Here is a 24093-nt window from a genome sequence, read left to right as displayed (position 1 = left end):
GTGACGGATGATCGCCAGCGCGAACCGCTTCGCGCTGGCGATCGATCAGGACGCGCTACTTCGGCTTGGACGGCTTCCTGCGCTCCAGGAACCCTGCGAGCGTTTCGTCGCTTACCCCGGGGCGGGCGTAGGGCCATGCCCATTGTGGTATCTCGCCATTGATATTCACATAGCGAGCCAGGTTCAACCGGCTGTGATCGGCACGATGGTTAGTGAATTGAAAGTTGTGGAGAAAGTGCTGGGCCTGTCTTTGGGTCACGACGTACGCGTCCATGATCAACTGGTGCGCCAGGGCTTCTTCCTCGACCAGGCTGTCGATCAAGGCTCGGGTAAACGCCGCCTCGGAACTTAGCGAACCCGCCCGCCCTAGGGCGAAGCGAATGTTTTCATCGGTGAACTGCGGCCCCATCAGGTCTTCCCAGATGCCCCTGGCGCTCTGGAGCGTGATACCGGGCATATTCTGTAGAGAGCCCCCTATATCCGGCGTATCGAGCACGATGGCGATCCGGCTATTGGGAACGGGCCCACCGGCAACGCTGAACAGCCTGGCGATCGCCGCCATGTCACTGTCCTCGACATACCGGGTACCGCCAAGAAAGGTGAAGAAGTTCGACAATGCCGAGCGCTGATTGAACAGGCGACGCAGGTTCCGGTCATTGAACCGCCGCATCCAATCGATATCAATGCGGCCCCGGTTCGCCACTTCCTGATACCGGCTGCCGGCATACTCGGCGATCACCTGCAGGCGCGCATCGGACAACGCCGGGGTGCGTATCCATTGCGAAACGACATTCAAGGGCAGCAGCCCGCCCAGGTTGGAAGCAATCACCGGAGACTGCAGCAGGATATTGGCCCGCCGCAGCAAGATCGGGTAACGCCCAAGGACAACGGTCAACAGATCGACCAGGTCTTCAGCCCGGTCGTAATAGATAAACTGATCCAACAGGTCCGAAGCGTCGTCCATGACATCGCCGGTCTCGCGCTCGTATCGCGTCTTCACTTTTGCCAGATCGTCGCTTTCCACCAGAAGCGCGCCATTGAGCTGCTCCTCCATTTGCTCGTAGCTGAGGTGACCATGCAAGGCCTGGTCGTACTCAACATAGCCCAGGTGGTTCTTGGGGTGGTGATCGGTCAGCTCCCGGGCCCGGACGCCGTACTCGAGCATGATATGGAGCACGTCCTGGGACAGCATCAAATACTCATTGTTGAGCAGTTCGGTGACCTCCTGGTGCAGGACCGGTCCCAACAACGTGTCCTCGAAGAAGGTTCGCAGTGCTTGATCTTTCAACGAGTAAAAAGGCGTGCTGCTCAATGGCAGGCGAACGGGCGTGCGCGGCGACAGATAGCTGCCGATCAGGCGCAGCATCTCCGGTGGCAGGTTGGCGCCTTCGGCCTGATTCAAGTAGCGGCGCCCCATGTCCAGGGCATACTGATTCAGGCGGTTCAAGACCGGTTGAAACAGACCCTGGGGATTGGGCGACCCAAAGACGATTTGCGTCAGGTCCAATACCGCCGACTCGCCCAACAAATTTTCCAGCGCCGGGGCGTTGTAAGCCAGTGCCTGTTGCATCGCAGTGGGCTGCGCCACCAGGTAGTTCCCCATCTCCGGATGCTGGTCGATGTAGTCGGCAATGTCATTGCGCAGTCGCTGCATCGTGAATCTTCGTTGCACCGGCCCCTCGTTCAGGCCCCGGGCGACCGCGTTGAAGAAGCAATTGCCGTCGGCCGGGAACAAGACTTCATGATCCTGGTCCAGCATCAACGTGTAGTGGTTTTCACCCGTGCGCAGCAGCACCACGTCGGTGCTCGATCTAAGCGGATGGGTGCGCATCGGATAGCCGACTTCATCCTGTCCCGGCGTAAAGCGTACGGACCAGTCCTGGTGCCCGCGCCTTTGATCGATGATCAACAGACTGCGGTTCTGCGGCCAATTCGGAAGGCGGGTGATGACGGACGGCACCAGATCCATGATCTCTACGTCCCATTGGTTGGGCGTACGGATCAGGTCGGAAACGGCGCGAAGCAACGATGTGGCAGGTCGCTTGGGTGCCGACGGGCCCGCTTCAGGGGAACCTGGCTGCGACCGTTTGCCCCCGCCCATGCCAAACCCTACGGCACGCCACTCACCATCGGGCGCGCGCGCCACGGTGCTGCGCATCACGCCACTGGAGCGAATGTTCACCCCCGTGACAGGGTCGACGATGTTGGCCTCGGTAGCCCTGATCGGCGTGTTGTCGTGGACCCGGAACACCGTCCCATCAGGTTGGCGTACGAACACAGGCCGGGTCACGCTGCCGGTGGCGCCATCGGTAATCACCGGTCGATAGAAGCCCTGGGCATCGGCTGGCAGGCTCTGGATCAGCGTGGTATCCGCCACGGCATAACGGCGATAAAGCGCCTCTTCCAGGGGCAATCCGATCGATGCTTCAGCCTGGCTCTGCTGCGCCGTTATTGCCCGGAATGAGGCCTGCCCTCGCAAGTTGACGCTCACGCCGCCGAAGCCTGTCGTGGTGCGGGTGTTTGCCACCCGATGGACGAATACCAGCGTTGCCAGGTCCGTCGGAACCCCGCCGGTCTTGACCACCAACAGGCCCGTGCGGATGGCACGCGTGAGCAGCTGGAACCCGGGAATCAGCAGCAGGCCGGCCAGGTCCATGACGATCTCCACCACCATCATCACGATCCGCGCCGCGGTTTGCAGGCCGATATCGCGGTTGCTGTTGGAGCGGTGGTCAGCGTAGGCACTGTGGAAATTGACGTGGGCCCGGTGAAGCTCTTCAAGTACATCGCCGTTGAGCAGATAGCCACGGATCAGTGGCCGACCGCGGTGCTGGCCCAGCGCACGCTTGATCTCCTCCTGGTCGAGGGTCGAAATGCGCGAGCGGAAATACGCTCGCCACTCTTGCTCTTGCAGCAACCCTGTGACGCCATCGCTCAGGTCGGCGAATTCGTGAAGGTCATTGCCATGAGGACTGTCCGGGAAGTAAACGCCCACGGTCCCCTTGATGTCCGGCCCGCTCTGGTCTGAAAGGATCAGCGCGCCGTCAATGGTGACCGCGTTGCCGATGGTGCCACGTTGCAAACCGACGGTTCCGCCCAGCAGCAGGCCATGGACGTGCACCCTGCGCCCACCTACCAGCGCACGTTTCGCAGCGCTGGGCGCTTGCAAGACCGCTTCCAGCCATTGCGCGACCAGCTTTTGCGATTTGGGTGGGTCGCAAACTTCATCGATCACAGTGGCCTTGAACACTTCGTCGCCCTTGAGCACCGCCTCGTAGCCTTTGAACTCCAGACTGGCGCGGTAGGCGGTCTGCCAAGCAGCCTTGTATCGAGGCTGGTTCATTTGCTCGCGAAGCAGAATTTCGTAGTTGCCACCGGCATCGATGCTCGACGCCATCTTCGCCAGCTCACCGCCCGTCAAGGTGATCAGAAAACCGCTCGCCGGGTGGCGCACGCGTTGTCCATGCTTATCGACCAGCTGGACCGCCAGCACTTCGCGCATGGCGTTGGGGTACTGCGGCGGGCGCAGGTTATCGAGCATCAACTGGGTCAGGCTGCTGACCCGCGACTGTCTCGGGTTGGCTGCATCACCGAAGGACAACCGGATCATGGTTCGATCAGGATCCAGGTCCAGGCGCGGATGGATGGTTCGCTGCAGGTATTGCCTGATCTTCTGGCGAGTGAATTGCACCAGCGTCGGAATATCGCTGCCCAGTGCATAGACCGCCTGGAATACCTGCCCTTCCAGACGGCGATAGCGGGCCTGCTCGGCAAACGTCGCCATTTTGTAGAAGCCGGGGCGACGGTTCTCCGCCAGGGTTTCCTGACGAGTCGCCAGTGGCCCGGCCAAGGACAACATGGGCAAACCCAAGGCGTCTTCGGCTCGTTGAGCGAACACGCGCACGGCGAGGGTTTCGTTGCCTGGCGCATTCAGGGCCCTGTCCAGCGCAGCGCTTTGGCTCTGCAACAGGTCCGCCGACGCCACTTCAAAGACATGCCCGGACAGCTCCACGGAGATATCCAGGATCGTGCGTTCCTGGCCCTGGACGCTGGGCCGCACGTGAGCGACCAGATCCTGGAATGAACGAAATCGCTGCAGCCCGTGCTCCAGGGAGTACAGGAACAGCGACTGCCTGTCGGTGAACTTGATCACCATCGCCGCGGGCCATTTCTGCGGTGAGGCCATGCCCTGGTCGAGCAGGACGGCATAGACATGGGGAATGGGCGCCCGTAGCAGCCGGTTCCTGTCAGCCTGGGAAGGATGGGTGGTGATGAGGTCCAGCAGGCGATCGTCATCGGCCTGCTGGATTCGCGCGGCTTGGGTGAGTGGAGCGGCAGGATCCCGATCGGCTTTATACAAGTTGAACAGGTGCAGGAATCGTTGGGAAAGCAATTGGGCGAGGACCGCTTCAGCCGTGGACGGTGCGGTCGCCTCGCTGGTGTCGCCCCGGTTCTTGCCCTGGCGAAAGCGCGCCAGCTCGTCACGGAACTGACGTATTACCCGCTCGTTCGCGGTGGGCCGGGGAAAATGGAACACCGACTCCAAGGCCCGTCGCATCTGCGCGTCCGGTTGCCGGGCGAATACGCTGTCGGCCTCCTCCAGCGAGTCCGGACGGGTGAAGAAGCCGACGCCACCGTTCGTGAAGTCAGGCGCGGTGTCGCTGAGCAAACCGTTGTGCAGGACATCGGTGAAACGCTCCGAGGACGTCAGGGTGCGGCCACCGGCCTGGTCCTTGGTGAAGCGGTTCACGTAGCAGTTATCCGGATCGATATCCGCGAGCAGCGATGGGCGGAATCTGTCGGCGGGAATCTTCGCCTTGAGCAGGCTGACCAGCAGGTTCCCAAGCACCCCGTCGAACGTGGGAAGGCCTGCAAACAACCGGGTGAGTTGAATCTGGTTGGTGTCCAGCAACTCCAGTTGCCTGAGTTGCACCTTTGCCTGGGCGCTGAGCGGTTCGCCCTGGGGGACGACGGCGTTGGCCGGGTCGCCTTTGGAGAAAGTAGCCATCTGAATGGTCCGGTTCTGATTGAAGAGTCCGGACCCTATCGCGCCGTTCGACCCGAAACGGCATACATATGTATGGCTTGGCTACGTCATTCAACGAAAAACGTAATCGCGGATGTCGCTCAGCTAAGCCACAGCCCCGTGGGAGCAAAGCTTGCTCGCGATTGCTGGGCACGAGCCAGTACCGGTGTCGACTGACTTATCCACTCGCGAGCAAGCTTTGCTCCCACAAGCTTTGCATCGTTTTGACGATTGATTCATTCATCTGCCGACATCGCCAGACGGCTCAACCCAGTTGCTGTGCCAATACCGCAATATGCTCCGGCCCGATCCCGCAGCAGCCGCCCAAATGGCTGGCCCCGCGCTTGCGCCAGTCCGCCGCCCATTGCAGATAACCCGGTGGATCGAGGTCTTCGCGCAGCGGGTCCAACCCGTCGTTGGCGGTCGCTTCTTTGGGTTGCGGCGGAAAGGCGTTGGCGTAGGCGCCGATGTGGATCGCCACGCCCAGGCGCTCGAAGGTTTCACGGGCAGCGTCAATCGCCGCGCCGATCACTTCCGGTTGGCTGCAGTTGAACAACAGCACTTCGACGCCCAGTTCGGCCGCCACTGCCGCGGCGTCTGCCACCGGTTCGCCGGAGCGCAGGCGCGGCACTTCATCGGTGTCTTCGTCTTTCAGGGTGAACGACAGCCAGAACGGCTTGCCGTCCTTCGGCAACCCGGCGTGTATCGCCCGCGCTTCAACGGTCGAGCTTTGAGTCTCGGCCAGCCACAAATCGATATGGGGGGCCAAACCGTTTACCAGGGGCGCCAACAGTTCACTGGCGCGGGAAGCGTCGAACAGGTCCGGCCGATAGGAACCGAACAGCGGCGGCAGCGACCCGGCCACGCGCACCGCTTTGCCTGAGGCCTGCACCGCCCGTTGCGCCAACTCGCCAGCCAATGCGGCCAGGGCCTGGCCTTCGGCGGCGAAACGCGCTTCGCCAATATGGAACGGCACCACCGCATAGCTGTTGCTGGTGATCACGTTGGCGCCGCTGGCGATGTAGGCCGCGTGCACGGCTTCTACCGCCTGGGGCGCTTCGCTCAAGGCCAGGGCCGACCACTCGGGCTGGCGGAACGGCGCGCCCCGGCGTTGCAGTTCGCGGCCCATGCCGCCATCGAGAATGACTGTCGTTGCTGCGCCCATATGCGATTCACTCATAAGCTTATGAAAAATACTCACTACCAGAGTTGTTCTTATAACTATTTAATACGCACCATTCAGAGAACTACAACTTATTTTTCTAACAGGGCCCTCACATGAAACGACAACCATTGCTGGCCCTGGGCCTGACGCTGCTGGCCGCCTCTTCGCAAGCGTTTGCCGGTGCCACGCTGGATCGCATCGAACAGAAAAAAGAACTGGTCGGCGTATTGATGGAAAGCTATCCGCCCTTCTCGTTCCTCAACGATCAGAACCAGCTCGACGGGTTCGACGTCGACGTGGCCAAGGCCGTGGCGCAGAAACTGGGGGTGAAGCTGCGCCTGGAGACGCCGTCCTGGGACGTGATCGCGGCCGGTCACTGGAGCGGGCGCTATGACATCTGCATCTGCTCCATGACGCCGAGCAAGGCCCGCGCCGAAGTGTTCGACTTCCCGGTGCAGTACTACGCTTCGCCCGCGGTGATCGTGGTCAACGCCAAGGACGACCGTATCCACGGCGCCAAGGACTTGAGTGGCAAGAAAGTCGGCCTCACCAGCGCCTCCAGCTACGAAAGCTACCTGAACAAGAACCTGGTGATCGAAGGCGCCGAGGATACCCAACTGAGCTATCCGTTCGAGGACGTGCAGATCGCCCCGTACGACACCGACAACGTGGCGTTCCAGGACCTGGGCCTGGGCGCCGGGGTGCGCCTGGACGCAGTGCTGACCAACCTGGTGACGGCACAGCCGCGCCTGACCGAAGACAAGCGCTTCAAGCTGGCCGGCGAGCCGCTCTATTCAGAACCGAACTCGGTGGCCATCGAAAAAGGCGACGCCCAATGGGACAGCAAGGTGCGTGAAGTCTTCGCCCAGTTGAAACAGGACGGCACCTTGAGCAAACTCTCGCAAAAATGGATCGGCGCCGACATCACCCAATGACTTCTTTTCCACCCCCTCAGCCACCGCCATCGGTGGCTGAGTCACGCCTGCAAAAAATCTTCGGTTTTCGCACCCGGCTGTACCTGACCTGGGCGGCCATGCTGGTGCTGTTCGCGAGCTTCTTCCTGAGCTTCGACCTGAAGTTCTCCATCATCCTCGACAAACTGCCGAACCTGTTGGGTGTGCACCTGGCGCCCAATGGCTTTTTGCAGGGTGCGGTGCTGACGTTGTTCCTGTGCCTGTGCTCGATCGTCGCCTCGTCATTGCTGGGCTTCATCACCGCCCTGGCGCGGCTGTCCAGCAGTGCGGTGGCGTTCGGCATCGCCAGTTTCTACGCGTCGTTCTTTCGCGGCACGCCCCTGCTGATCCAGATCCTGCTGATCTACCTGGGCCTGCCCCAACTGGGCGTGGTCCCGGGCGCCATCGCCGCCGGGATCATCGCCCTGTCGCTGAACTACGGCGCCTACCTGAGCGAAATCTTCCGCGCCGGCATCCTCGGCGTCCCCAACGGCCAACGCGAAGCCTCCCTCGCCCTGGGCCTGAGCGAAACCGTGATCTTCTGGCGCGTCACCCTGCCCCAGGCCATGCGCACCATCATCCCGCCGACCACCAACCAATTCATCTCGATGCTCAAGGATTCTTCGCTGATCTCGGTGATGGGGGTCTGGGAGGTGATGTTCCTGGCGCAGTCCTATGGTCGTTCCAGCTATCGCTACATCGAAATGCTCACCACGGCGGCGATCATTTACTGGTTGATGTCCATTGCGCTGGAGCTGATCCAGGCGCGGATGGAGCGGCATTATGGGAAGGCGTATCTGAATAACCGCTGAGCCGTTGCCAGCGTTGCCGGTATGACTCACTCACATGGCACGGTACAAAAACCTGTGGGAGAGAGCTTGCTCGCGATGACGTAGGCACAGCCAACATCATCGCAAGCTGCCTCACCGCCATCGCGAGCAAGCTCGCTCCCACAGGAGATACGCGTTCATTTCTAACCATGCACACCGAGCCTAGGCGAGGTGCCGAGTGGTGAGGCATTGCTCCGTCAAATGCCGGTCAAATAGAAAGGTCCGTACGGGCTGTAAGGCAAAGCTTCGAACCATGAAAGCCAACGAACCGCCACGCTGATCGCAGCACAAGCAGCCTACAGATTTCATCCGCCGAATCTTTCCCACGGCGAGAAAGTGGCTGGCATCGCCGCCCAGGGTGAAATTTTTAAAGTGCGACCTCCTTCATGAGAGGTCGCATTCGATGCCTACCCAACACCTGTTCCTGCCCCAACACCTCGCGCTGGCCATAGCCTTGGTACTTGGCTGTGCCGAGGTTTCGACAGCTCAGCCAGTTACCGGGGAAACCCGCCCCTTCGAAACAACCGCCGAGATGCAGGCTCGTCTCAAGGCGTTCGCGGATAAGCCGGATACAAATATCGATAGAGTCATCAAAGCCCGGGAAACGCCCCTGTCCAAGGACGACAGCAATGATCTGGTGGTTGTCAGCAGGCAAGGCGAACTCATCGGGCTCACCGACGGTGGCGGCGGTGCCAATGTCTTGCAACTGGAGATCGCCAAGGGCGGCGAGTTAGGCGAGATACGCAATATCCAGGATGTGTATTTGAAGCGAGGCGAATGGTCGAACGGCAAGGATTTCGACAGCCGCAGCCTGATTGATTCGAACGCCAAATTGATCAACACCGGCCGTATCGGTGGTGCGGTTCACGTCCTGGGTGAGTTCGCGAACCAGGGCTTCGTCGCCGGGCCGGTCTTCGTGGGGAAAAAGGCCAGGTTCAGCGGCAGCGGAACGGTCGACGCGCTGGACGTAGCGGGCTCGCTGGAAGTCGGCCCTGACATGGGCGCCCCTTCAGTGGTCAACGACCTCAGGTTTTCCAAGGGCGCGACGCTGGTCTATGGCATCGACGCAAAGAAAGGCAGCGCCACGATCAAGGTCGGCGGCACCGCCACCCTGGACAATGCCATCTTGAAAATCGCAGCCGTACCGGGCGAATACATCGACACGAGCAGACACATCGTGATCGACGCGGATACGGTCGAGGGGGAATTCGGGAAGATCGTCAATGACCTTGCGTACATGACGGCTACAGTGGACTACACCACAGGAAAACAGGTCGGCCTGACCTACACACGTAACAATGTCCCGCTCGAACAGGCCGCGACCACTGATAGCGGCCAGGCACTTGCAGCCAGCATCCTGGCGCCGGCCTCAGAACACGTCGTCACGGCAACAGCCCCACAACCGCCTGCCACCGAGCCGCCACCCCATCACGTCACACCCAAGCCCGCGGAACCCGCAAAAATCGCCCGCGCCACGCCCACTCCCGCCAGCCAAGCGCAAACCACCCAACCGGGCCCCAAACCCAACGCCGCCATCAACGCCCTGCTCGGCAGCAACCGGGTCACCGCCGCCGATGCCCTCGACCAGTTGAGCGGATACGACACAGCTGACCTGGGCAACGCTACCCTGAGCAGTGTCGCGCCCATCAGCACCGGGATACTCGCGGCCATGGGCCAGAACACTTCGCAGAGCGCCCATGGCAATGGGCAGGTCTGGGTCCAGGCCATCGGCAACAGTGGCCGCATTGGTAAGCATCTGGACGACTACGCGCTAAAGCATTCGACAACCGGTTTGCTGCTGGGAGCCGACTGGGCGATCAACCCGACTTGGCGCTTGGGGGTCATCGGCGCCAAGAGCGAGACCCGGCTGGACGGTCATCGATTCGATGGCCGGCTCGACAGTTGGCATGTCGGCGCCTATGCCTTGCGCCAGGATGGGCCGCTGGCGCTACGCCTGGGCGCGGTGTATGGCGATCACGACGGCAGCACCAAGCGCCACGTGGCTTTCAACGGTTTCAGCGATCGACTCAAAGGTCGTTACGACGCCAACACGCAGCAGGTCTTCGGGCAAGTCGGCTACAACCTGGACGTCGGGCATTTCGATATCGAGCCCTATGTCCAGTTGGGTTACCAGCGCTACCAACGCGATCGCTTCACGGAGAAAGGTGGCGACGCGGCGCTGCGGTTCGAGAGCCAGACCCAAGACCACTACACCAGCGAGCTGGGCCTGCACCTCGCCCGCCCCTTCGTTCTTGACCAGGGAGCGCGGTTGACGCCGCGCCTGAATGTCGGCTGGAAACACCTCTATGGCGACGTCCGAGGCAGTTCTCGGCAACGCCTGGTCGACGGCGGCAAGGCCTATACCGTCGAGGGCATCGAGCTGGACCGGGACAGCTTGCTCCTGGAAGCCGGCCTGGACCTGGCCGTTTCGCCACGACACACATTGGGGGTGAGCTACCAGGGTGAAACCGGCCAGGACAATCGCAACGGCGCGCTGATGGGGCAGTGGCGGATGATGTTCTGACTCATTTTCGGCAGACACCACCCTCCCCTGTGGGAGCAAAGCTTGCTCCCACAGGCTCGCTCCCACAAAGGACTGCGGAAAATGGGCAAAAAAAAAGGGGAGCACATGCCCCCCCGAGGTTAAAACGTTGTATCGAGGCTGTTCAGTCAGCCTTCGATCTCGATCAGGATCTCGCCCGGGTTGACCCGGTCGCCCTTGGCCACATGAATGGCGGTGACCTTGCCGGCGATGGCCGCCTGCACTTCGGTTTCCATCTTCATGGCTTCGGTGATCAGCACCGCTTGGCCGGCCTTCACCACGTCGCCCTCCTTGACCAGGACATCGACGATGTTGCCCGGCATGGTGGTGCTGACATGGCCCGGCGCAGTGGCTTGCTTGCGCTTGCTGCTGCCGCCGCTGACAAACTCATTGAGCGGTTCGAACACGACCTCTTCCGGCATGCCATCGATGGACAAGTAGAAGTGACGCTTGCCTTCGGCCTTGACGCCCACACCGGTGATATCGACGCGGTAGGTTTCACCGTGAACGTCGATGACGAACTCGGTCGGCACACCTTCGCCGCCCGCGGAGCTGACGCTGCCCGCCTCGGGGATCGGCAGCAGCACTTCCGGGGTCAGGGTGCCGGCGTCGCGTTCTTCGAGGAACTTGCGACCGATGTCCGGGAACATGGCATAGGTCAGCACGTCTTCTTCGGACTTGGCCAGCGCACCGATTTCGCCACGCAGCTTGGTCATTTCCGGCTTGAGCAAATCAGCCGGACGCACGTCGATCACCTCTTCGCTGCCGATGGCCTGGCGACGCAGCTTTTCACTCACCGAACCCGGCGCCTTGCCGTAGCCGCCCTGCAGATAGAGCTTCACTTCGTTGGTGATGGTCTTGTAGCGCTCACCGGCCAACACGTTGAAGAACGCCTGGGTGCCGACGATCTGCGAGGTCGGGGTCACCAGCGGCGGGAAGCCGAGGTCTTCGCGCACCCGCGGGATCTCCGCCAGCACTTCGTTCATCCGGTTCAGTGCGCCCTGCTCTTTCAACTGGTTGGCGAGGTTGGAGATCATCCCGCCTGGTACCTGGTTGACCTGGACGCGGGTGTCCACGGCGGTGAACTCGCTTTCGAACTGGTGGTACTTCTTGCGCACGGCGTAGAAGTACAGGCCGATTTCCTGCAACAGCTCCAGGTCCAGACCCGTGTCGAATTCACTGCCTTTAAGGGCCGCGACCATCGATTCGGTGCCCGGATGGCTGGTGCCCCAGGCGAAGCTGGAGATCGCAGTGTCAATGTGATCGGCACCGTTTTCGATGGCCTTGAGCTGGCACATCGCGGCCAGGCCGGCGGTGTCGTGGGAGTGGATGAACACCGGCAACGATTGCTCGGCCTTCAGCGCTTTCACCAGTTCGCCAGTGGCATACGGGGTCAGCAGGCCGGCCATGTCCTTGATCGCCACCGAGTCGCAACCCATGGCTTCCATCTGCTTGGCCTGGGCCACGAACGCCTCGATGGTGTGCACCGGGCTGGTGGTGTAGGCGATGGTGCCCTGGGCGTGCTTGCCGGCGGCCTTCACCGCTTCGATGGCGACCCGCAGGTTACGCACGTCGTTCATCGCATCGAAAATACGGAACACGTCGATGCCGTTGACGGCGGCCTTGGCCACGAACGCCTTGACCACATCATCGCTGTAATGGCGGTAGCCCAGCAGGTTCTGGCCGCGCAGGAGCATCTGCAAGCGAGTGTTGGGCAGCGCCGCGCGCAGTTGGCGCAGGCGCTCCCACGGGTCTTCCTTGAGGAAGCGCACGCAGGCGTCGAATGTCGCGCCGCCCCAGACTTCCAGCGACCAATAGCCGACTTTGTCGAGCTTGTCGCAGATCGGCAGCATGTCTTCGGTGCGCATGCGGGTGGCGAGCAGCGATTGGTGGGCGTCGCGCAGGATTGTGTCGGTAACAAAGATCTTCTTGGACATGGTCATACTTTCCTTACAGGCCTGCGTGGGCGGCAATGGCGGCGGCGATGGCCAGGGCCAGCTCTTCGGGTTTGCGCTTGATCGAGTAGTTGGTCAGTTCAGGGTGGCTTTCAACGAAGCTGGTATTGAACTGGCCGCTGCGGAATTCCGGATTGCGCAGGATCTCCTGGTAATACGCGGCGGTGGTCTTGACCCCCTGCAGGCGCATGTCATCCAGGGCTCGCAGGCCACGGTCCATCGCTTCTTCCCAGGTCAACGCCCAGACCACCAGTTTCAGGCACATCGAATCGTAGAACGGCGGAATGGTGTAGCCGGTGTAGATCGCCGTGTCGGTACGCACACCCGGGCCGCCAGGAGCGTAGTAGCGGGTGATCTTGCCGAAGCTGGGCAGGAAGTTGTTTTTCGGGTCCTCGGCGTTGATCCGGAATTGCAACGCGAAACCCCGGTGCAGGATGTCTTCCTGCTTGACCGACAGTGGCAGCCCGGAAGCGATGCGGATCTGTTCACGAACGATGTCGATACCGGTGATTTCTTCGGTGATGGTGTGTTCCACCTGCACCCGAGTGTTCATTTCCATGAAGTACACCTCGCCTTCGGCGAGCAGGAACTCCACGGTGCCGGCATTCTCGTAGCCCACGGCCTTGGCCGCGCGCACCGACAGGTCGCCGATGTAGGCGCGCTGCTCGGGGGTCAGCTGCGGGCTCGGGGCGATTTCGATCAGCTTCTGGTTGCGGCGTTGGATCGAGCAATCACGCTCGAACAGGTGCACCACGTTGCCGAAACTGTCCCCCAGGATCTGCGCTTCGATGTGCTTGGGGTTGACGATGCATTTTTCCAGGAACACTTCCGCCGAACCGAATGCCTTGGTGGCTTCGGAGATGACCCGGGGGAAGGCCTGTTCCAGTTCTTCCCGACTGTTGCAGCGACGGATGCCGCGACCGCCGCCGCCAGACGTGGCCTTGAGCATCACCGGGTAACCGATCCGATCACCTTCGGTCAGCGCTTCTTCAATGCCCGATACGTTGCCTTCGGTGCCTGGCGTGACCGGCACACCGGCCTTGATCATGCTGCGGCGCGCTTCGGTCTTGTCGCCCATGCGGCGAATGACTTCCGCCGACGGGCCAATGAATTTGATGCCGCGTTCAGCGCAGATGTCCGCCAGTTCGGCGTTTTCCGAAAGGAAACCGTAACCGGGGTGCAAGGCATCGCAGCCGGTTTCCACCGCCAGGTTCACCAGTTTGCGCGGGTTGAGGTAGCCGGCCAGCGGATCGGCGCCGATGCTGTGGGCCTCGTCCGCACGCTTGACATGCAACGCATGACGGTCCGCGTCGGAGTAGACCGCGACCGAGCGAATGCCCATCTCGGCGCAAGCGCGCACGATGCGGACGGCAATCTCACCACGGTTGGCGATCAGGATCTTTGTTATCAATTGGAGGTTCCCTTGAGCCGGTGATACCACGGCCTGAGGTCCAGGCCGACGCGTGACCAGATGTAACAATTGGTCGCAGCTCCACACTAGTCCTGGCTGTGGATTAACAAAAATGAATAATTATTGGGTCATGCATAAGCAAAGACTTATAGTTGCGTTACCCGCCCCACCCCAGAGTGCTTAGAAAATGCGTAAGTCATTGATGCGTATGACATTGCGTCAATTGCAGATTTTCAACGAGGTGTGCGACCTGAGGTCTTACAGCCGTGCAGCCGACGAAATGTCTCTCACACAACCGGCCGTTAGCCTACAGATTCGATCCCTGGAAGAGCTGATTGGCCAGCCGCTGTTCGAGTATGTCGGCAAGAAACTCTACATGACCGAAGCCGCCGAAGCCCTGCAACGTGCCAGCCGAGACATCTTCGGGCGCCTGGAAAACCTCGATATGCAGCTCTCGGACATGCAGGGGTCGCTGCAAGGCCAATTGAAGCTGGCGGTGGAATCCAGCGCCAAGTACTTCGTCCCGCACCTGTTCGCCGCGTTCAAGCGCCAGCATCCGGAGGTCAATCTGAACCTCACGGTGGTCAACCGGGGCCAGGTCATCCGCCGCCTCTCGGACAACCGTGACGACCTGGTGATCATGTCCATGGTGCCCCAGGACATGGGCCTGGAGTTCCTGCCCTTCCTCAACAATCCGATCGTCGCCGTGGCGCCGCCCGATCATCCGCTGAGCCACCTGGGTCCGCTGCGCTTGCAGGACCTGGAGCCCTACACGCTGCTGTTGCGCGAACCGGGGTCCGGCACACGACTGGCCTGCGAGGAATACTTCAAGGAGAAACGGGTGCACTTCACCCAGACGCTGGAAGTGGCGTCGGCGGAGGCCCAGCGCGAATGCGTGGTGGCCGGGCTGGGCGTGGCGCTGTTGACGCGCCACGCCGTGAGCCGGGAGCTGTCGTCCGGCGCACTCATCGAGCTGCCGGTGGAGGAGTTGCCGCTGTACCGCAGTTGGTGCCTGGTGCAGGCCAGGGCCAAGCGCCTGTCACCGGTGGCCCACGCCTTCCTGGCGTTCGTGCGCGGCGAGCGCGCTCAGATCATTGGCCTGGTTGAGCGTTTCGACGGGAAACCGCCGACGATGCCTGCCAGTAATTGAATTCTGCCGCGTCAGGAAATTCGCTGATCTCGGCCAGGAGCTGACGCTGCTCATAGCGGTCTTCGATGGCGCGACGGAACGCCATGCGGCGCTGATCTTCCTGCTGACGACGGGTTTTGACGGCGCTGCGTTCTTCGTAGGACTGGGTCATGTCGAGACTCCCAAGACGTATACGGGAGTTTCACGATGAAGGCGCGCGATGACCGTTTGGCGGCGCGGGGGTTACAGAACGATGAATTCGGGCGGATGACACCCTGTGGCGAGGGAGCTTGCTCCCGCTCGGCTGCGCAGCAGTCGCACCTGCCAATGCGGCGTGTCTGGATAAGCGTTGGGGGTCGCTTCGCAACCCAGCGGGAGCAAGCTCCCTCGCCACAGAAGCCCCGAGTTTCGAGACCGGGGCTCAGTCGTCCAGCGCCTTCACCGACTTGGGCGACAGCCGCAGGCTGCGAAGGCTGCGCTTCACGCTCTTGAGGTGGTTGACCAGGCTCGGGCCACGGGCCATGGCGACGCCCATTGCCAAGACGTCGATCACCACCAGGTGGGCGATGCGCGAGGTCAGCGGCGTGTAGATCTCGGTGTCTTCATGCACGTCGATGGCCAGGTTCACCGTGGACAGCTCCGCCAGTGGCGTCTGGCTCGGGCACAAGGTGATCAACGAGGCACCGCTTTCACGCACCAGGTTCGCGGTGATCAGCAGATCCTTGGAACGCCCCGACTGGGAAATACAGATCGCCACATCGGTGGGTTTCAACGTCACCGCCGACATGGCTTGCATGTGCGGGTCGGAATAGGCTGCCGCCGTGAGCAGCAACCGGAAGAACTTGTGCTGGGCATCGGCCGCCACCGCGCCCGAAGCGCCGAAACCATAGAATTCGACACGCTGGGCCTGGGACATGGCCGTGACGGCTTTTTGCAACGCCACCGGGTCAAGCTTCTCGCGAACCTCCATCAGCGTATGCAGGGTGGTGTCGAAGATTTTCAGGCTGTAGTCCGCCACCGAGTCATCTTCATGGATCGCAAACTGACCGAAGCTCGCCCCGGCGGCCAGGCTTTGCGCCAGCTTGAGTTTCAGGTCCTGGAAACCCGAGCAACCGATGGCCCGGCAGAAGCGCACGATGGTCGGTTCGCTGATGCCGACGCTGTGGGCAAGATCGGCCATGGAGCTATGCATCACGGCCGCGGGATCAAGCAGTACGTGATCGGCAACTTTCAGCTCCGACTTGCGCAGCAAGTGGCGTGACTGGGCGATGTGTTGCAACAGGTTCAAGGGGCTGGACTCTTGTTATGGGCAAATGCCGGGATGTAGCAAGCTTGTAGTTATACTACAAGAATTGGCGCTTTGCCCGTCCAAAACGTAACTGGATTGCCGCGCCGCCCCTTTGTTTTGGCCGAGGATCACCAGATGTAGCAGCCTGGGCCGTAGCGCCAACCCTCTGCGCTGCCGATCGGTTGATCCCCAGACGCGACCTGAGCCTCTGGCTGGGGGAAAACCATCTATTCAATCACTGACTACTTCCCCAACAACATACTCCGGCCGTCATCGATAATATGACCCACGAAAAACCTGACAACTCACTCAACAACTAACGTCTTCTTACAATCCCAATCGCAATTTCCCAGACACTATCAAGTCAAAGTCGATATATTGGCTCCCGCAGGACGCAATCAACTAACTACAGGAGTTACTATCATGAAAATCACAACTAAAGATTGGACCGCACAAATCGATCGCATGCCAGGTGCCGCGTCGTTCCGTACCTTTGGCACTGTAACCGTACCCCACACCGGCATTACGCCAACGCTGGTACGAAGCCCAATGCAGGACAAGTCCTTTGATCTGCGACTGGAATTGAAACTTGAATCTTCCACTGAAGTTTCGCTGCCGGTCATAACCGACAAAGTCGTCGAATACAAAGTACCCGGCGAGTCTCATGTCACCGGCGTGAGCATTTTTTTCGAAGGGCAGTTGCTGCATCACATTGATGACGTACTCGTGACCAACTAAGCGCATGTTAATAACTTCCCGCCAGACACTAAAAGCGTCTGGCGGGAAGTTCCAATCGAGGATCTGACTCATTCAGTCAAGTGTTGCATCCGCAACAACCCGGCCAGCCCATCAGCTTCCACTGGCCGACTGATCAGATACCCCTGCACCTCATCGCATCGCTCGTTCCTGAGGAAATCGAGCTGCTCCTGCCGCTCGACGCCTTCGGCCACTACCTTGAGCGACAGCCCATGGGCCATTGCAATGATTGCCCGGGTAATGGCGGTATCCACGCTGCCCTCGCCCAGCCCGCGAATGAATGCCTGGTCGATCTTCACGTAGTCCACCGGGATACGTTTGAGGTAGCTCAGGGATGAGTAGCCGGTGCCAAAATCGTCGATCGCCAGTTTGACCCCAAGATCACGCAATTGCTGGAATGTGGCGATGATGTGTTCGACGCTGTCGAGCAACTGGCTCTCGGTCAACTCCAGCTCCAGGTACTGGGGCGCCAGACCGGTTTCTTCCAGCACTTGTCGCACCAGGCTGACCAGCTTGCCCTGGCGCAATTGATGCACCGACAGATTGACCGACACCCTGATCGGCTCGAGCCCCTGGCGCTGCCATTCGCACGCCTGCCAACAGGCCTGGCGCAACACGAACTCGCCAATCGGCCCGATCAGCCCGGTCTCTTCGGCCAGGCCGATGAAATCCCCCGGCGGAACCCGTCCCATGGCCGGATGATCCCAGCGCACCAGCGCCTCGGCGGCGTTCAGGCGACCGGTCGCCAGGCACAGTTTCGGCTGATAAAAGACCGTCAGTTGTTGCTCTTCCAAGGCCTTGCGCAGTTGGTTTTCCAGTTGCAGGCGCTCCAGCGTGCTGGCCTGGAGGCTCTCGGTGTAGAACTGGAAGTTGTTGCCCCCCAAATGCTTGGCGTGCTGCATGGCCATGTTCGCCTGGCTGACCAGCGTGGCAATTTCCCGCGTGTTGTCAGGCAACAGGCTGATGCCGATGGAAGCACTGAGCACCAGCTCATGGCCCTCGATGGTCAGCGGCACGCGCAGCTTGGAAGCCAATCGGGTCGCCACCCGCGCCAGGCTTGAAAGGTTGCCGTAGGCATCGAACAACACCGCAAACTCATCGCCGGATAACCGGGCGATGGTATCCGCCTCGGGCAGTGCATTGATCAGGCGTCGCGCCATTTTCTGCAACAACTGGTCGGCGATGTCATGGCCGAGGCTGTCGTTGAGCAATTTGAAACGGTCCAGGTTGATATGCAGCAACGCCAGGCTGCGCCGTCCACCCTGGCGCACCCGCTGATGCGCTTCGTTCAGGCGTTCGCGAAACAGCGAACGATTCGCCAACCCAGTCAATTCGTCGTAGTGGGTCAGGTAGCGCATCCGCTCTTCGGATTCGCGCCGTGCCGAAAGATCGGCGAAGAAGCCTACGATATGGCTGACATTTCCCCGAGCATCGCGCACGACGTTCAGTTGCAGCCACTGCGGATACAGCTCGCCGTTGGCCCGCGCCTCCACCAACTCACCCTGCCAGGTGCCGTGCTGCTTGAGCGATTGGCGAATGACGGGGTAGTGCCGGCGCGCATCGCGGCTGCACGGCAGGTCGACCACGTTGCGTCCGAGCATGTCCTCGATATTGAAACCGGTGACCCGCGTGAACGCCTGATTGGCGGCGAGCAACAGGTAGTTGGGGTCGAAAATCACAATGCCTTCGCTGGCGGCCTCGAACACCGTGGCCGCCAGCTGGCGTTGCTGCTCGAGTTCCTTGCTGGCGCTGATGTCGCGCCGGGTGCCGACCATGCGCAGCACCCGTCCGCTCGCGCTCCGCTCCACGGCCCGGCCGCGGTCTTCGATCCAGACCCAGTGACCATCGCCATGACGCACACGGTATTCGATCTGGTAATCCTCGCTGCGACCCTTGAGGTGTTCGACCAGGGCCCGCTTGAGCGCCGGCACGTCCTGGGGGTGCAGGCGCGGGGTGAGGTGGCTGAGCATCGCCGTGACGTATTCGGGCTCCAGGCCGAACAACTCCTTGAGCTGGGTGTGATGGACTTCGTCAGTCTGCAGGTTCCAGTCCCACAACCCCAGCTCACTGGCCTTGAGGGCCAGGGCCAGGCGCGCCTCGCTCTTGCTCAGGGCCTGGCTGGCGACCTCCAGTTCAAGGCTGCGTTGCGCGACCCGCGCCTCCAGGCCAACCTGGGCCGCCCGCAGTTTCTCCTCGGCCGAGCGACGTTGCTCGACCTCCCGGGCCAGTGCCTCGTTGAGCAACGCACTGCGGGTTTGGGTTTGCTGCAGATGCTCGATCAGGGCCTGGTTCTGGAAGCGGCGCAGCATGCCACTCTGGATCAAGCGATTGACTTGCCAGGCCACTACGCTCAGGGAAACCAGCACGATCAGCCCCAGCCAGCCCCACCCATGTTGCTGCTCATCGCCGCCCCAGAAGAGATAACCGATGGCCGGTAACAGGCAGGGCAAGGTGAAGGACAGGAACGCTGGAAGGCTCACGGCATAGGCCACACTGGCCGACAGCACCGCCGCGCCAATCAGGCCGAACACCCAGGCCTGCTGCTGGAAGCTGTCGGCCGGGACCAGCGCGATGCCCGCCCCGGCCAGCGTCAGGCCGGTCATCGCCGAGCCCAGCAAAAACATGCGCAACCAGATCGGATGCGCCTGGCGGCTTGGCATCGCCGAATCGAAAGCTGCCACTTGGATCACCCGCAGCGCCACCAGCGACAACAACCAGACGAGCCAGACGCTGACCAGGAAATAGCGCCGCGGCTCCCATAACAGCGCGGCGCAGACCAGGCCATTGAGCAGCATGAACAGCGTAGGCAGCAGTGAGCCTTGATACAACAGACGTGTTCGCTCGACCGCCATCTCCGTGGCGTACTGCTTGCAGATGACCCGCGGTTCCACACAGGGGCCCGCCGGATCGGAATTGAGGGTCATTGGCACTGTTCTTGTTCTTATTCAGTCAAGCGTGGAGAACCCGAAACGAGCACCGAGCATACACAAGCCATGGGCCATCCCACACTGCCCCAGCTCATAAAAACCAGGAAAAAAGTCGCTATTTCATTGGGTGGCGCCACTCCCGAGCGAGTCCCGCCAACGCCTGTAGCCTGTGACCCGCCGGTCATCACCAAGCGGTCTTTCTATCGGCTGATGCAAAGCTCGGTTTGCCCGGGGTGACGCCGCACCCTAGAATGCCCCGATGCGCGATGATCTCTCCCTTCTGCTGAACTCCCTCAACGATGCCCAACGTCAGGCCGTAGCTGCCTCCGTGGGTCGTCAGTTGGTCCTGGCCGGTGCCGGCTCCGGTAAAACCCGAGTGCTGGTGCACCGTATCGCCTGGTTGATCCAGGTCGAGAACGCCTCGCCCCATTCGATCCTGTCGGTGACGTTCACCAACAAGGCCGCGGCCGAGATGCGCCATCGCATCGAACAACTGATGGGCATCAATCCCGCCGGCATGTGGGTCGGCACCTTCCACGGCCTGGCGCACCGCTTGTTGCGGGCGCATTGGCAGGAAGCCGGGCTGAGCCAGACCTTCCAGATCCTGGACAGCGACGACCAGCAGCGCCTGGTCAAGCGGGTGATCCGCGAGCTGGGCCTGGACGAGCAACGCTGGCCCGCGCGCCAGGCCCAATGGTTCATCAACGGCCAGAAAGACGAAGGTCTGCGCCCGCAGCACATCCAGGCCAGCGGCGACTTGTTCCTGGCGACCATGCGCAGCATCTACGAAGCCTACGAGGCGGCGTGCCAGCGTGCCGGGGTGATCGACTTTTCCGAGCTGCTGCTACGGGCCCTGGACCTGTGGCGCGACCATCCAGGCCTGCTGGCCCACTATCAGAAGCGCTTCCGGCATGTACTGGTGGACGAATTCCAGGACACCAACGCCGTGCAATACGCCTGGTTGCGCTTGCTCGCCAAGGGCGGCGACAGCCTGATGGTGGTGGGTGACGACGATCAGTCGATCTACGGCTGGCGCGGCGCCAAGATCGAGAACATTCACCAGTACTCGGCGGACTTCCCTGACGCCGAAGTCATCCGCCTGGAACAGAACTACCGCTCGACCGCCGGCATCCTCAAGGCCGCCAACGCCCTGATCGCCAACAATACCGGGCGCCTGGGCAAGGAACTGTGGACCGACGGCGGCGAAGGCGAGGCGATCAACCTCTACGCCGCCTTCAACGAACACGATGAAGCCCGCTACGTGGTGGAAACCATCGAGAGCGCGCTGAAAACCGGCCTGGCCCGCAGCGACATTGCCATCCTGTACCGTTCCAACGCCCAATCGCGGGTGCTGGAAGAAGCGTTGCTGCGCGAACGGATCCCCTACCGCATCTATGGCGGCCAGCGCTTTTTCGAACGTGCTGAAATCAAGAACGCCATGGCCTACCTGCGCCTGCTCGAAGGTCGTGGCAACGACGCGGCCCTGGAGCGGGTGATCAACGTGCCGACGCGAGGCATCGGCGAGAAAACCGTCGAAGCGATTCGCGATCACGCGCGCCACAGCCACGTGTCCATGTGGGAAGCCATGCGCCAACTGGTGGCCAACAAAGGCGTGACCGGTCGCGCCGCCGGCGCCCTGAAGGCCTTCATGGACCTGATCGAAGACCTGGCCGCCAAGTGCGGGGAGATGCCTCTGCACTTGATGACCCAGACCGTCATCGAGCAGTCCGGCCTGATCGCCTACCACGAAGCGGAAAAAGGCGAGAAAGGCCAGGCCCGGGTGGAAAACCTCGAGGAGCTGGTCAGCGCCGCGCGCAACTTCGAGAACACCGAAGAAGACGAAGACCTGTCGCCGCTGTCGGCCTTCCTGGGTCACGCCTCCCTGGAGGCCGGCGACACCCAGGCCGACGAACATGAAGACAGCATCCAGCTGATGACCCTGCACAGCGCCAAGGGCCTGGAATTCCCCTACGTGTTCCTCGTGGGCATGGAAGAAGGCCTGTTCCCCCACAAGATGAGCCTGGAAGAACCGGGACGCCTGGAGGAAGAACGGCGCCTGGCCTACGTTGGTATCACCCGTGCCATGCAGAATCTGGTGCTGACCTACGCCGAAACCCGACGCCTTTATGGCAGCGAGACCTACAACAAGGTGTCGCGCTTCGTACGTGAAGTGCCGAAGGGCCTGATCCAGGAAGTTCGGCTGTCCAACAGTGTCAGCCGACCGTTCGGCGGCGGCCAGCAACAAAGCACCAGCAGCCTGTTCGGCGGCAGCGACATCCCGGAAACCGGCTTCAGCCTCGGCCAGACCGTGCGGCACTCGGTGTTCGGCGACGGCGTCATCCTCAACTTCGAAGGCGCCGGCGCCCAGGCCCGGGTGCAGGTGAACTTCAGCGAAGGCAGCAAGTGGCTGATGCTGGGGTATGCCAAGCTCGAGGCGATCTAGAGATTTGTGTAGGCCCCCGTGGGAGCGAGCAAGTTCGCTCCCACAGTTGTTTTGGGAAACATTTCCGATAGAACTTGTTCCTCTTTCCTACAGCCCAAAGCGAACAGGCCCTCTTGCACAGCTGAAGCTGAACCTCACCTGTCATGCAAAAGCCAGAAACACTCTGCCGCTAGCCAGCAACAGTTCAGCTGTGCAACATGGCCCGCGTGCTATCCACAAATGGGAATGCCTTTATATGAAACGTTTTCTTAGCGTCGCCATGGCGTTGTGCATCGGCCTGACGATGGCCATCGATGCCAATGCCGCCAAGCGCTTTGGCGGTGGTAAAAGCTCGGGGGCAGCCCCGACTCACCAGACCAGCCAGATGGCGCCGTCTTCTGCCGCCGGCTCCACCGCTGCCACCGCAGGCGCGGCCGGTGCCGCTGGCGCTGCCACCAAGGCCAGCGGCGCTTCGCGCTGGCTCGGCCCCCTGGCCGGCATCGCCGCCGGTGGCTTGCTCGCCTCCATGTTCATGGGCGACGGCTTCCAGGGCATGCAGATCTTCGACATCCTGATCATGGCGGTCATCGCCTTCCTGGTCTTCCGCTTCATTGCCGCTCGTCGTCGCAAGCAGCAGGAGCAACTCGCTCCAGCCGGCCACGCGCCGATGCAGCGTGAAGTGTTCAACCAGCAGCCTGCCAGTGGTTCGATCTTCGGTGGTTCGGCAGCGCCTGTGGCCGCTCGTCCGGTCATCAATGCGCCGGCCTGGTTCAACGAGCAGCGCTTCATCGAAGCCGCGCGCAACCACTTCATGGCCCTGCAGCAGCATTGGGACGCGAACGAAATGGACAAGATCGCCGAGTTCGTGACCCCGCAACTGCTGGAGTTCCTCAAGCGCGAGCGAGCCGAGCTGGGTGATGGCTTCCAGTCCACCTACATCGATAACCTGCAGGTGCAACTGGACGGTGTCGACGATCGCGCCGACAAGACCATCGCCACCCTGACCTTCATCGGTGTGTCGAAGGATTCTCGCTTCGACAAGGGCGAAGCGTTCAGCGAAAGCTGGAACATGGAACGCGCCCAGGGCGATGACCAGCCTTGGCTGGTGGCAGGTATCCGCCAGAACGGTTGAACCTTTGCCCGTTTTGCATGTTGAAATAAAAGAACCCCGGCCCAGGCCGGGGTTTTCTATTTCGCGGTTGCATCTATAGCGAGCTACTGTATAAACCGCTTCATATAAAACCGCGCCATCGAGAAAGAGGATCCCCGGACGTGGAAGAAATCATCGAACAATTGCGTGAAGCCAACGAACCCGTACCGGTCCCGCTGGAATTGCCCGACGAAGATTTGCTGGTAGAGATCGAAGAGCAGCTGTTCATCGATATCCCATTCGTCTTCAGGGAGTTTTTGCTGACCGTCAGCGATGTCGTCTACGGCAGCCTGGAGCCGGTGACCGTCACCGATCCACAATCCCACACCTACCTGCCGGACGTGGCCGCCAACGCCTGGGATGCCGGTGTCGACCGCAGCCTGATCCCGATCTGCCAGGACGGCGACGATTATTACTGCGTCGAAGAGGACGGCACGGTGGTGCTGTGGCAGGCCGAAGAAGAACTGATCGCCGAGGAAACCTGGGAATCGGTCTGGCACTGGGCCCGGGACGTCTGGCTGGAAAGCTGAGCCCCGCCG

Annotated in this window: 15 protein-coding genes; 8 read left to right on the top strand and 7 right to left on the bottom strand. The window is 61.4% G+C overall.

Annotated elements, in window-relative coordinates; genetic code table 11:
- Positions 1-55: 55 nt before the first annotated feature.
- Both AO356_RS33035 and AO356_RS12060 read right to left on the bottom strand, forming a co-directional pair.
- Positions 56-5008: an OTU domain-containing protein gene (locus AO356_RS33035; protein WP_237140811.1), complete on the bottom strand. Its 4953-nt coding sequence runs from the start codon at positions 5006-5008 to the stop codon at positions 56-58.
- Between the two features lie 283 nt (positions 5009-5291).
- Positions 5292-6191 carry a homocysteine S-methyltransferase family protein gene (locus tag AO356_RS12060; protein WP_060739976.1) on the bottom strand — a complete coding sequence of 300 codons (900 nt, stop codon included), beginning with the start codon at positions 6189-6191 and terminating at the stop codon, positions 5292-5294.
- A 113-nt stretch (positions 6192-6304) separates the two neighbouring features.
- Between AO356_RS12060 and AO356_RS12055 the strand changes: the two genes are divergently transcribed.
- The 3 genes from AO356_RS12055 to AO356_RS12045 all read left to right on the top strand — a co-directional run bounded on the left by AO356_RS12055 (position 6305) and on the right by AO356_RS12045 (position 10498).
- Positions 6305-7126: an ABC transporter substrate-binding protein gene (locus AO356_RS12055; protein ID WP_060739975.1), complete on the top strand. Its 822-nt coding sequence runs from the start codon at positions 6305-6307 to the stop codon at positions 7124-7126.
- On the top strand, positions 7123-7956 hold the full coding sequence (locus AO356_RS12050; protein ID WP_060739974.1) for an amino acid ABC transporter permease: 834 nt from the start codon (positions 7123-7125) through the stop codon (positions 7954-7956). Before AO356_RS12055 ends, AO356_RS12050 begins: the two co-directional genes overlap by 4 nt.
- Before the next feature lie 421 nt (positions 7957-8377).
- Complete coding sequence (locus tag AO356_RS12045; RefSeq protein ID WP_060739973.1) at positions 8378-10498, top strand: autotransporter outer membrane beta-barrel domain-containing protein; 2121 nt, start codon at positions 8378-8380, stop codon at positions 10496-10498.
- A gap of 146 nt (positions 10499-10644) precedes the next feature.
- On the opposite strand, the gene oadA is transcribed toward AO356_RS12045, so the two are convergent.
- The gene (gene oadA, locus AO356_RS12040) at positions 10645-12453 is read right to left on the bottom strand and encodes a sodium-extruding oxaloacetate decarboxylase subunit alpha (RefSeq protein ID WP_060739972.1); all 1809 of its coding nucleotides are present in this window, start codon (positions 12451-12453) and stop codon (positions 10645-10647) included.
- Positions 12454-12466: 13 nt separating this feature from the next.
- Positions 12467-13882, bottom strand: a complete 1416-nt coding sequence (locus AO356_RS12035; RefSeq protein ID WP_025216234.1) for an acetyl-CoA carboxylase biotin carboxylase subunit — start codon at positions 13880-13882, stop codon at positions 12467-12469.
- A gap of 187 nt (positions 13883-14069) precedes the next feature.
- Here AO356_RS12035 and AO356_RS12030 point away from each other — a divergent pair, with 187 nt between their 5' ends.
- Positions 14070-15032: a LysR family transcriptional regulator gene (locus tag AO356_RS12030; RefSeq protein WP_060739971.1), complete on the top strand. Its 963-nt coding sequence runs from the start codon at positions 14070-14072 to the stop codon at positions 15030-15032.
- Here the strand turns inward: AO356_RS12030 and AO356_RS12025 are convergent.
- Positions 14974-15183, bottom strand: a complete 210-nt coding sequence (locus tag AO356_RS12025) for a PA3496 family putative envelope integrity protein (RefSeq protein ID WP_060739970.1) — start codon at positions 15181-15183, stop codon at positions 14974-14976. The genes AO356_RS12030 and AO356_RS12025 overlap by 59 nt on opposite strands.
- 249 nt (positions 15184-15432) lie before the next feature.
- Entirely contained in the window at positions 15433-16299 is an 867-nt protein-coding gene (gene hexR / locus AO356_RS12020) for a transcriptional regulator HexR (protein WP_003187110.1), read from the bottom strand.
- A 423-nt stretch (positions 16300-16722) separates the two neighbouring features.
- Here hexR and AO356_RS12015 point away from each other — a divergent pair, with 423 nt between their 5' ends.
- Positions 16723-17037: a hypothetical protein gene (locus AO356_RS12015; RefSeq protein ID WP_060739969.1), complete on the top strand. Its 315-nt coding sequence runs from the start codon at positions 16723-16725 to the stop codon at positions 17035-17037.
- Between the two features lie 68 nt (positions 17038-17105).
- On the opposite strand, the gene AO356_RS12010 is transcribed toward AO356_RS12015, so the two are convergent.
- Positions 17106-19979 carry a putative bifunctional diguanylate cyclase/phosphodiesterase gene (locus tag AO356_RS12010; RefSeq protein WP_060739968.1) on the bottom strand — a complete coding sequence of 958 codons (2874 nt, stop codon included), beginning with the start codon at positions 19977-19979 and terminating at the stop codon, positions 17106-17108.
- A gap of 262 nt (positions 19980-20241) precedes the next feature.
- On the opposite strand from AO356_RS12010, the gene uvrD reads away from it, so the two are divergent.
- The 3 genes from uvrD to AO356_RS11995 all read left to right on the top strand — a co-directional run bounded on the left by uvrD (position 20242) and on the right by AO356_RS11995 (position 24084).
- The gene (uvrD, locus tag AO356_RS12005; protein ID WP_060739967.1) at positions 20242-22425 is read left to right on the top strand and encodes a DNA helicase II; all 2184 of its coding nucleotides are present in this window, start codon (positions 20242-20244) and stop codon (positions 22423-22425) included.
- A gap of 235 nt (positions 22426-22660) precedes the next feature.
- On the top strand, positions 22661-23536 hold the full coding sequence (locus tag AO356_RS12000; protein ID WP_060739966.1) for a Tim44 domain-containing protein: 876 nt from the start codon (positions 22661-22663) through the stop codon (positions 23534-23536).
- Between the two features lie 140 nt (positions 23537-23676).
- Positions 23677-24084 (top strand): SMI1/KNR4 family protein, encoded by a 408-nt coding sequence (locus AO356_RS11995; protein ID WP_003187120.1) that lies wholly within the window; start codon positions 23677-23679, stop codon positions 24082-24084.
- The last annotated feature ends 9 nt before the right edge of the window (positions 24085-24093 follow it).

It is taken from the genome of Pseudomonas fluorescens (assembly GCF_001307275.1).
Taxonomy (GTDB): domain Bacteria; phylum Pseudomonadota; class Gammaproteobacteria; order Pseudomonadales; family Pseudomonadaceae; genus Aquipseudomonas; species Aquipseudomonas fluorescens_AA.
Note: the sequence above shows the minus strand (reverse complement) of the source record. Positions and strands in the feature narration are given on the sequence as shown.

Excerpts from the sequence above, each read along its gene's own strand:
- AO356_RS33035 (WP_237140811.1), bottom strand. The coding sequence starts at position 5,008 with ATGGCTACTTTCTCCAAAGGCGACCCGGCCAACGCCGTCGTCCCCCAG.
- AO356_RS12060 (WP_060739976.1), bottom strand. The coding sequence starts at position 6,191 with ATGGGCGCAGCAACGACAGTCATTCTCGATGGCGGCATGGGCCGCGAA.
- AO356_RS12055 (WP_060739975.1), top strand. The coding sequence starts at position 6,305 with ATGAAACGACAACCATTGCTGGCCCTGGGCCTGACGCTGCTGGCCGCC.
- AO356_RS12050 (WP_060739974.1), top strand. The coding sequence starts at position 7,123 with ATGACTTCTTTTCCACCCCCTCAGCCACCGCCATCGGTGGCTGAGTCA.
- AO356_RS12045 (WP_060739973.1), top strand. The coding sequence starts at position 8,378 with ATGCCTACCCAACACCTGTTCCTGCCCCAACACCTCGCGCTGGCCATA.
- oadA (WP_060739972.1), bottom strand. The coding sequence starts at position 12,453 with ATGTCCAAGAAGATCTTTGTTACCGACACAATCCTGCGCGACGCCCAC.
- AO356_RS12030 (WP_060739971.1), top strand. The coding sequence starts at position 14,070 with ATGCGTAAGTCATTGATGCGTATGACATTGCGTCAATTGCAGATTTTC.
- AO356_RS12025 (WP_060739970.1), bottom strand. The coding sequence starts at position 15,183 with ATGACCCAGTCCTACGAAGAACGCAGCGCCGTCAAAACCCGTCGTCAG.
- AO356_RS12015 (WP_060739969.1), top strand. The coding sequence starts at position 16,723 with ATGAAAATCACAACTAAAGATTGGACCGCACAAATCGATCGCATGCCA.
- AO356_RS12010 (WP_060739968.1), bottom strand. The coding sequence starts at position 19,979 with ATGACCCTCAATTCCGATCCGGCGGGCCCCTGTGTGGAACCGCGGGTC.
- uvrD (WP_060739967.1), top strand. The coding sequence starts at position 20,242 with ATGCGCGATGATCTCTCCCTTCTGCTGAACTCCCTCAACGATGCCCAA.
- AO356_RS12000 (WP_060739966.1), top strand. The coding sequence starts at position 22,661 with ATGAAACGTTTTCTTAGCGTCGCCATGGCGTTGTGCATCGGCCTGACG.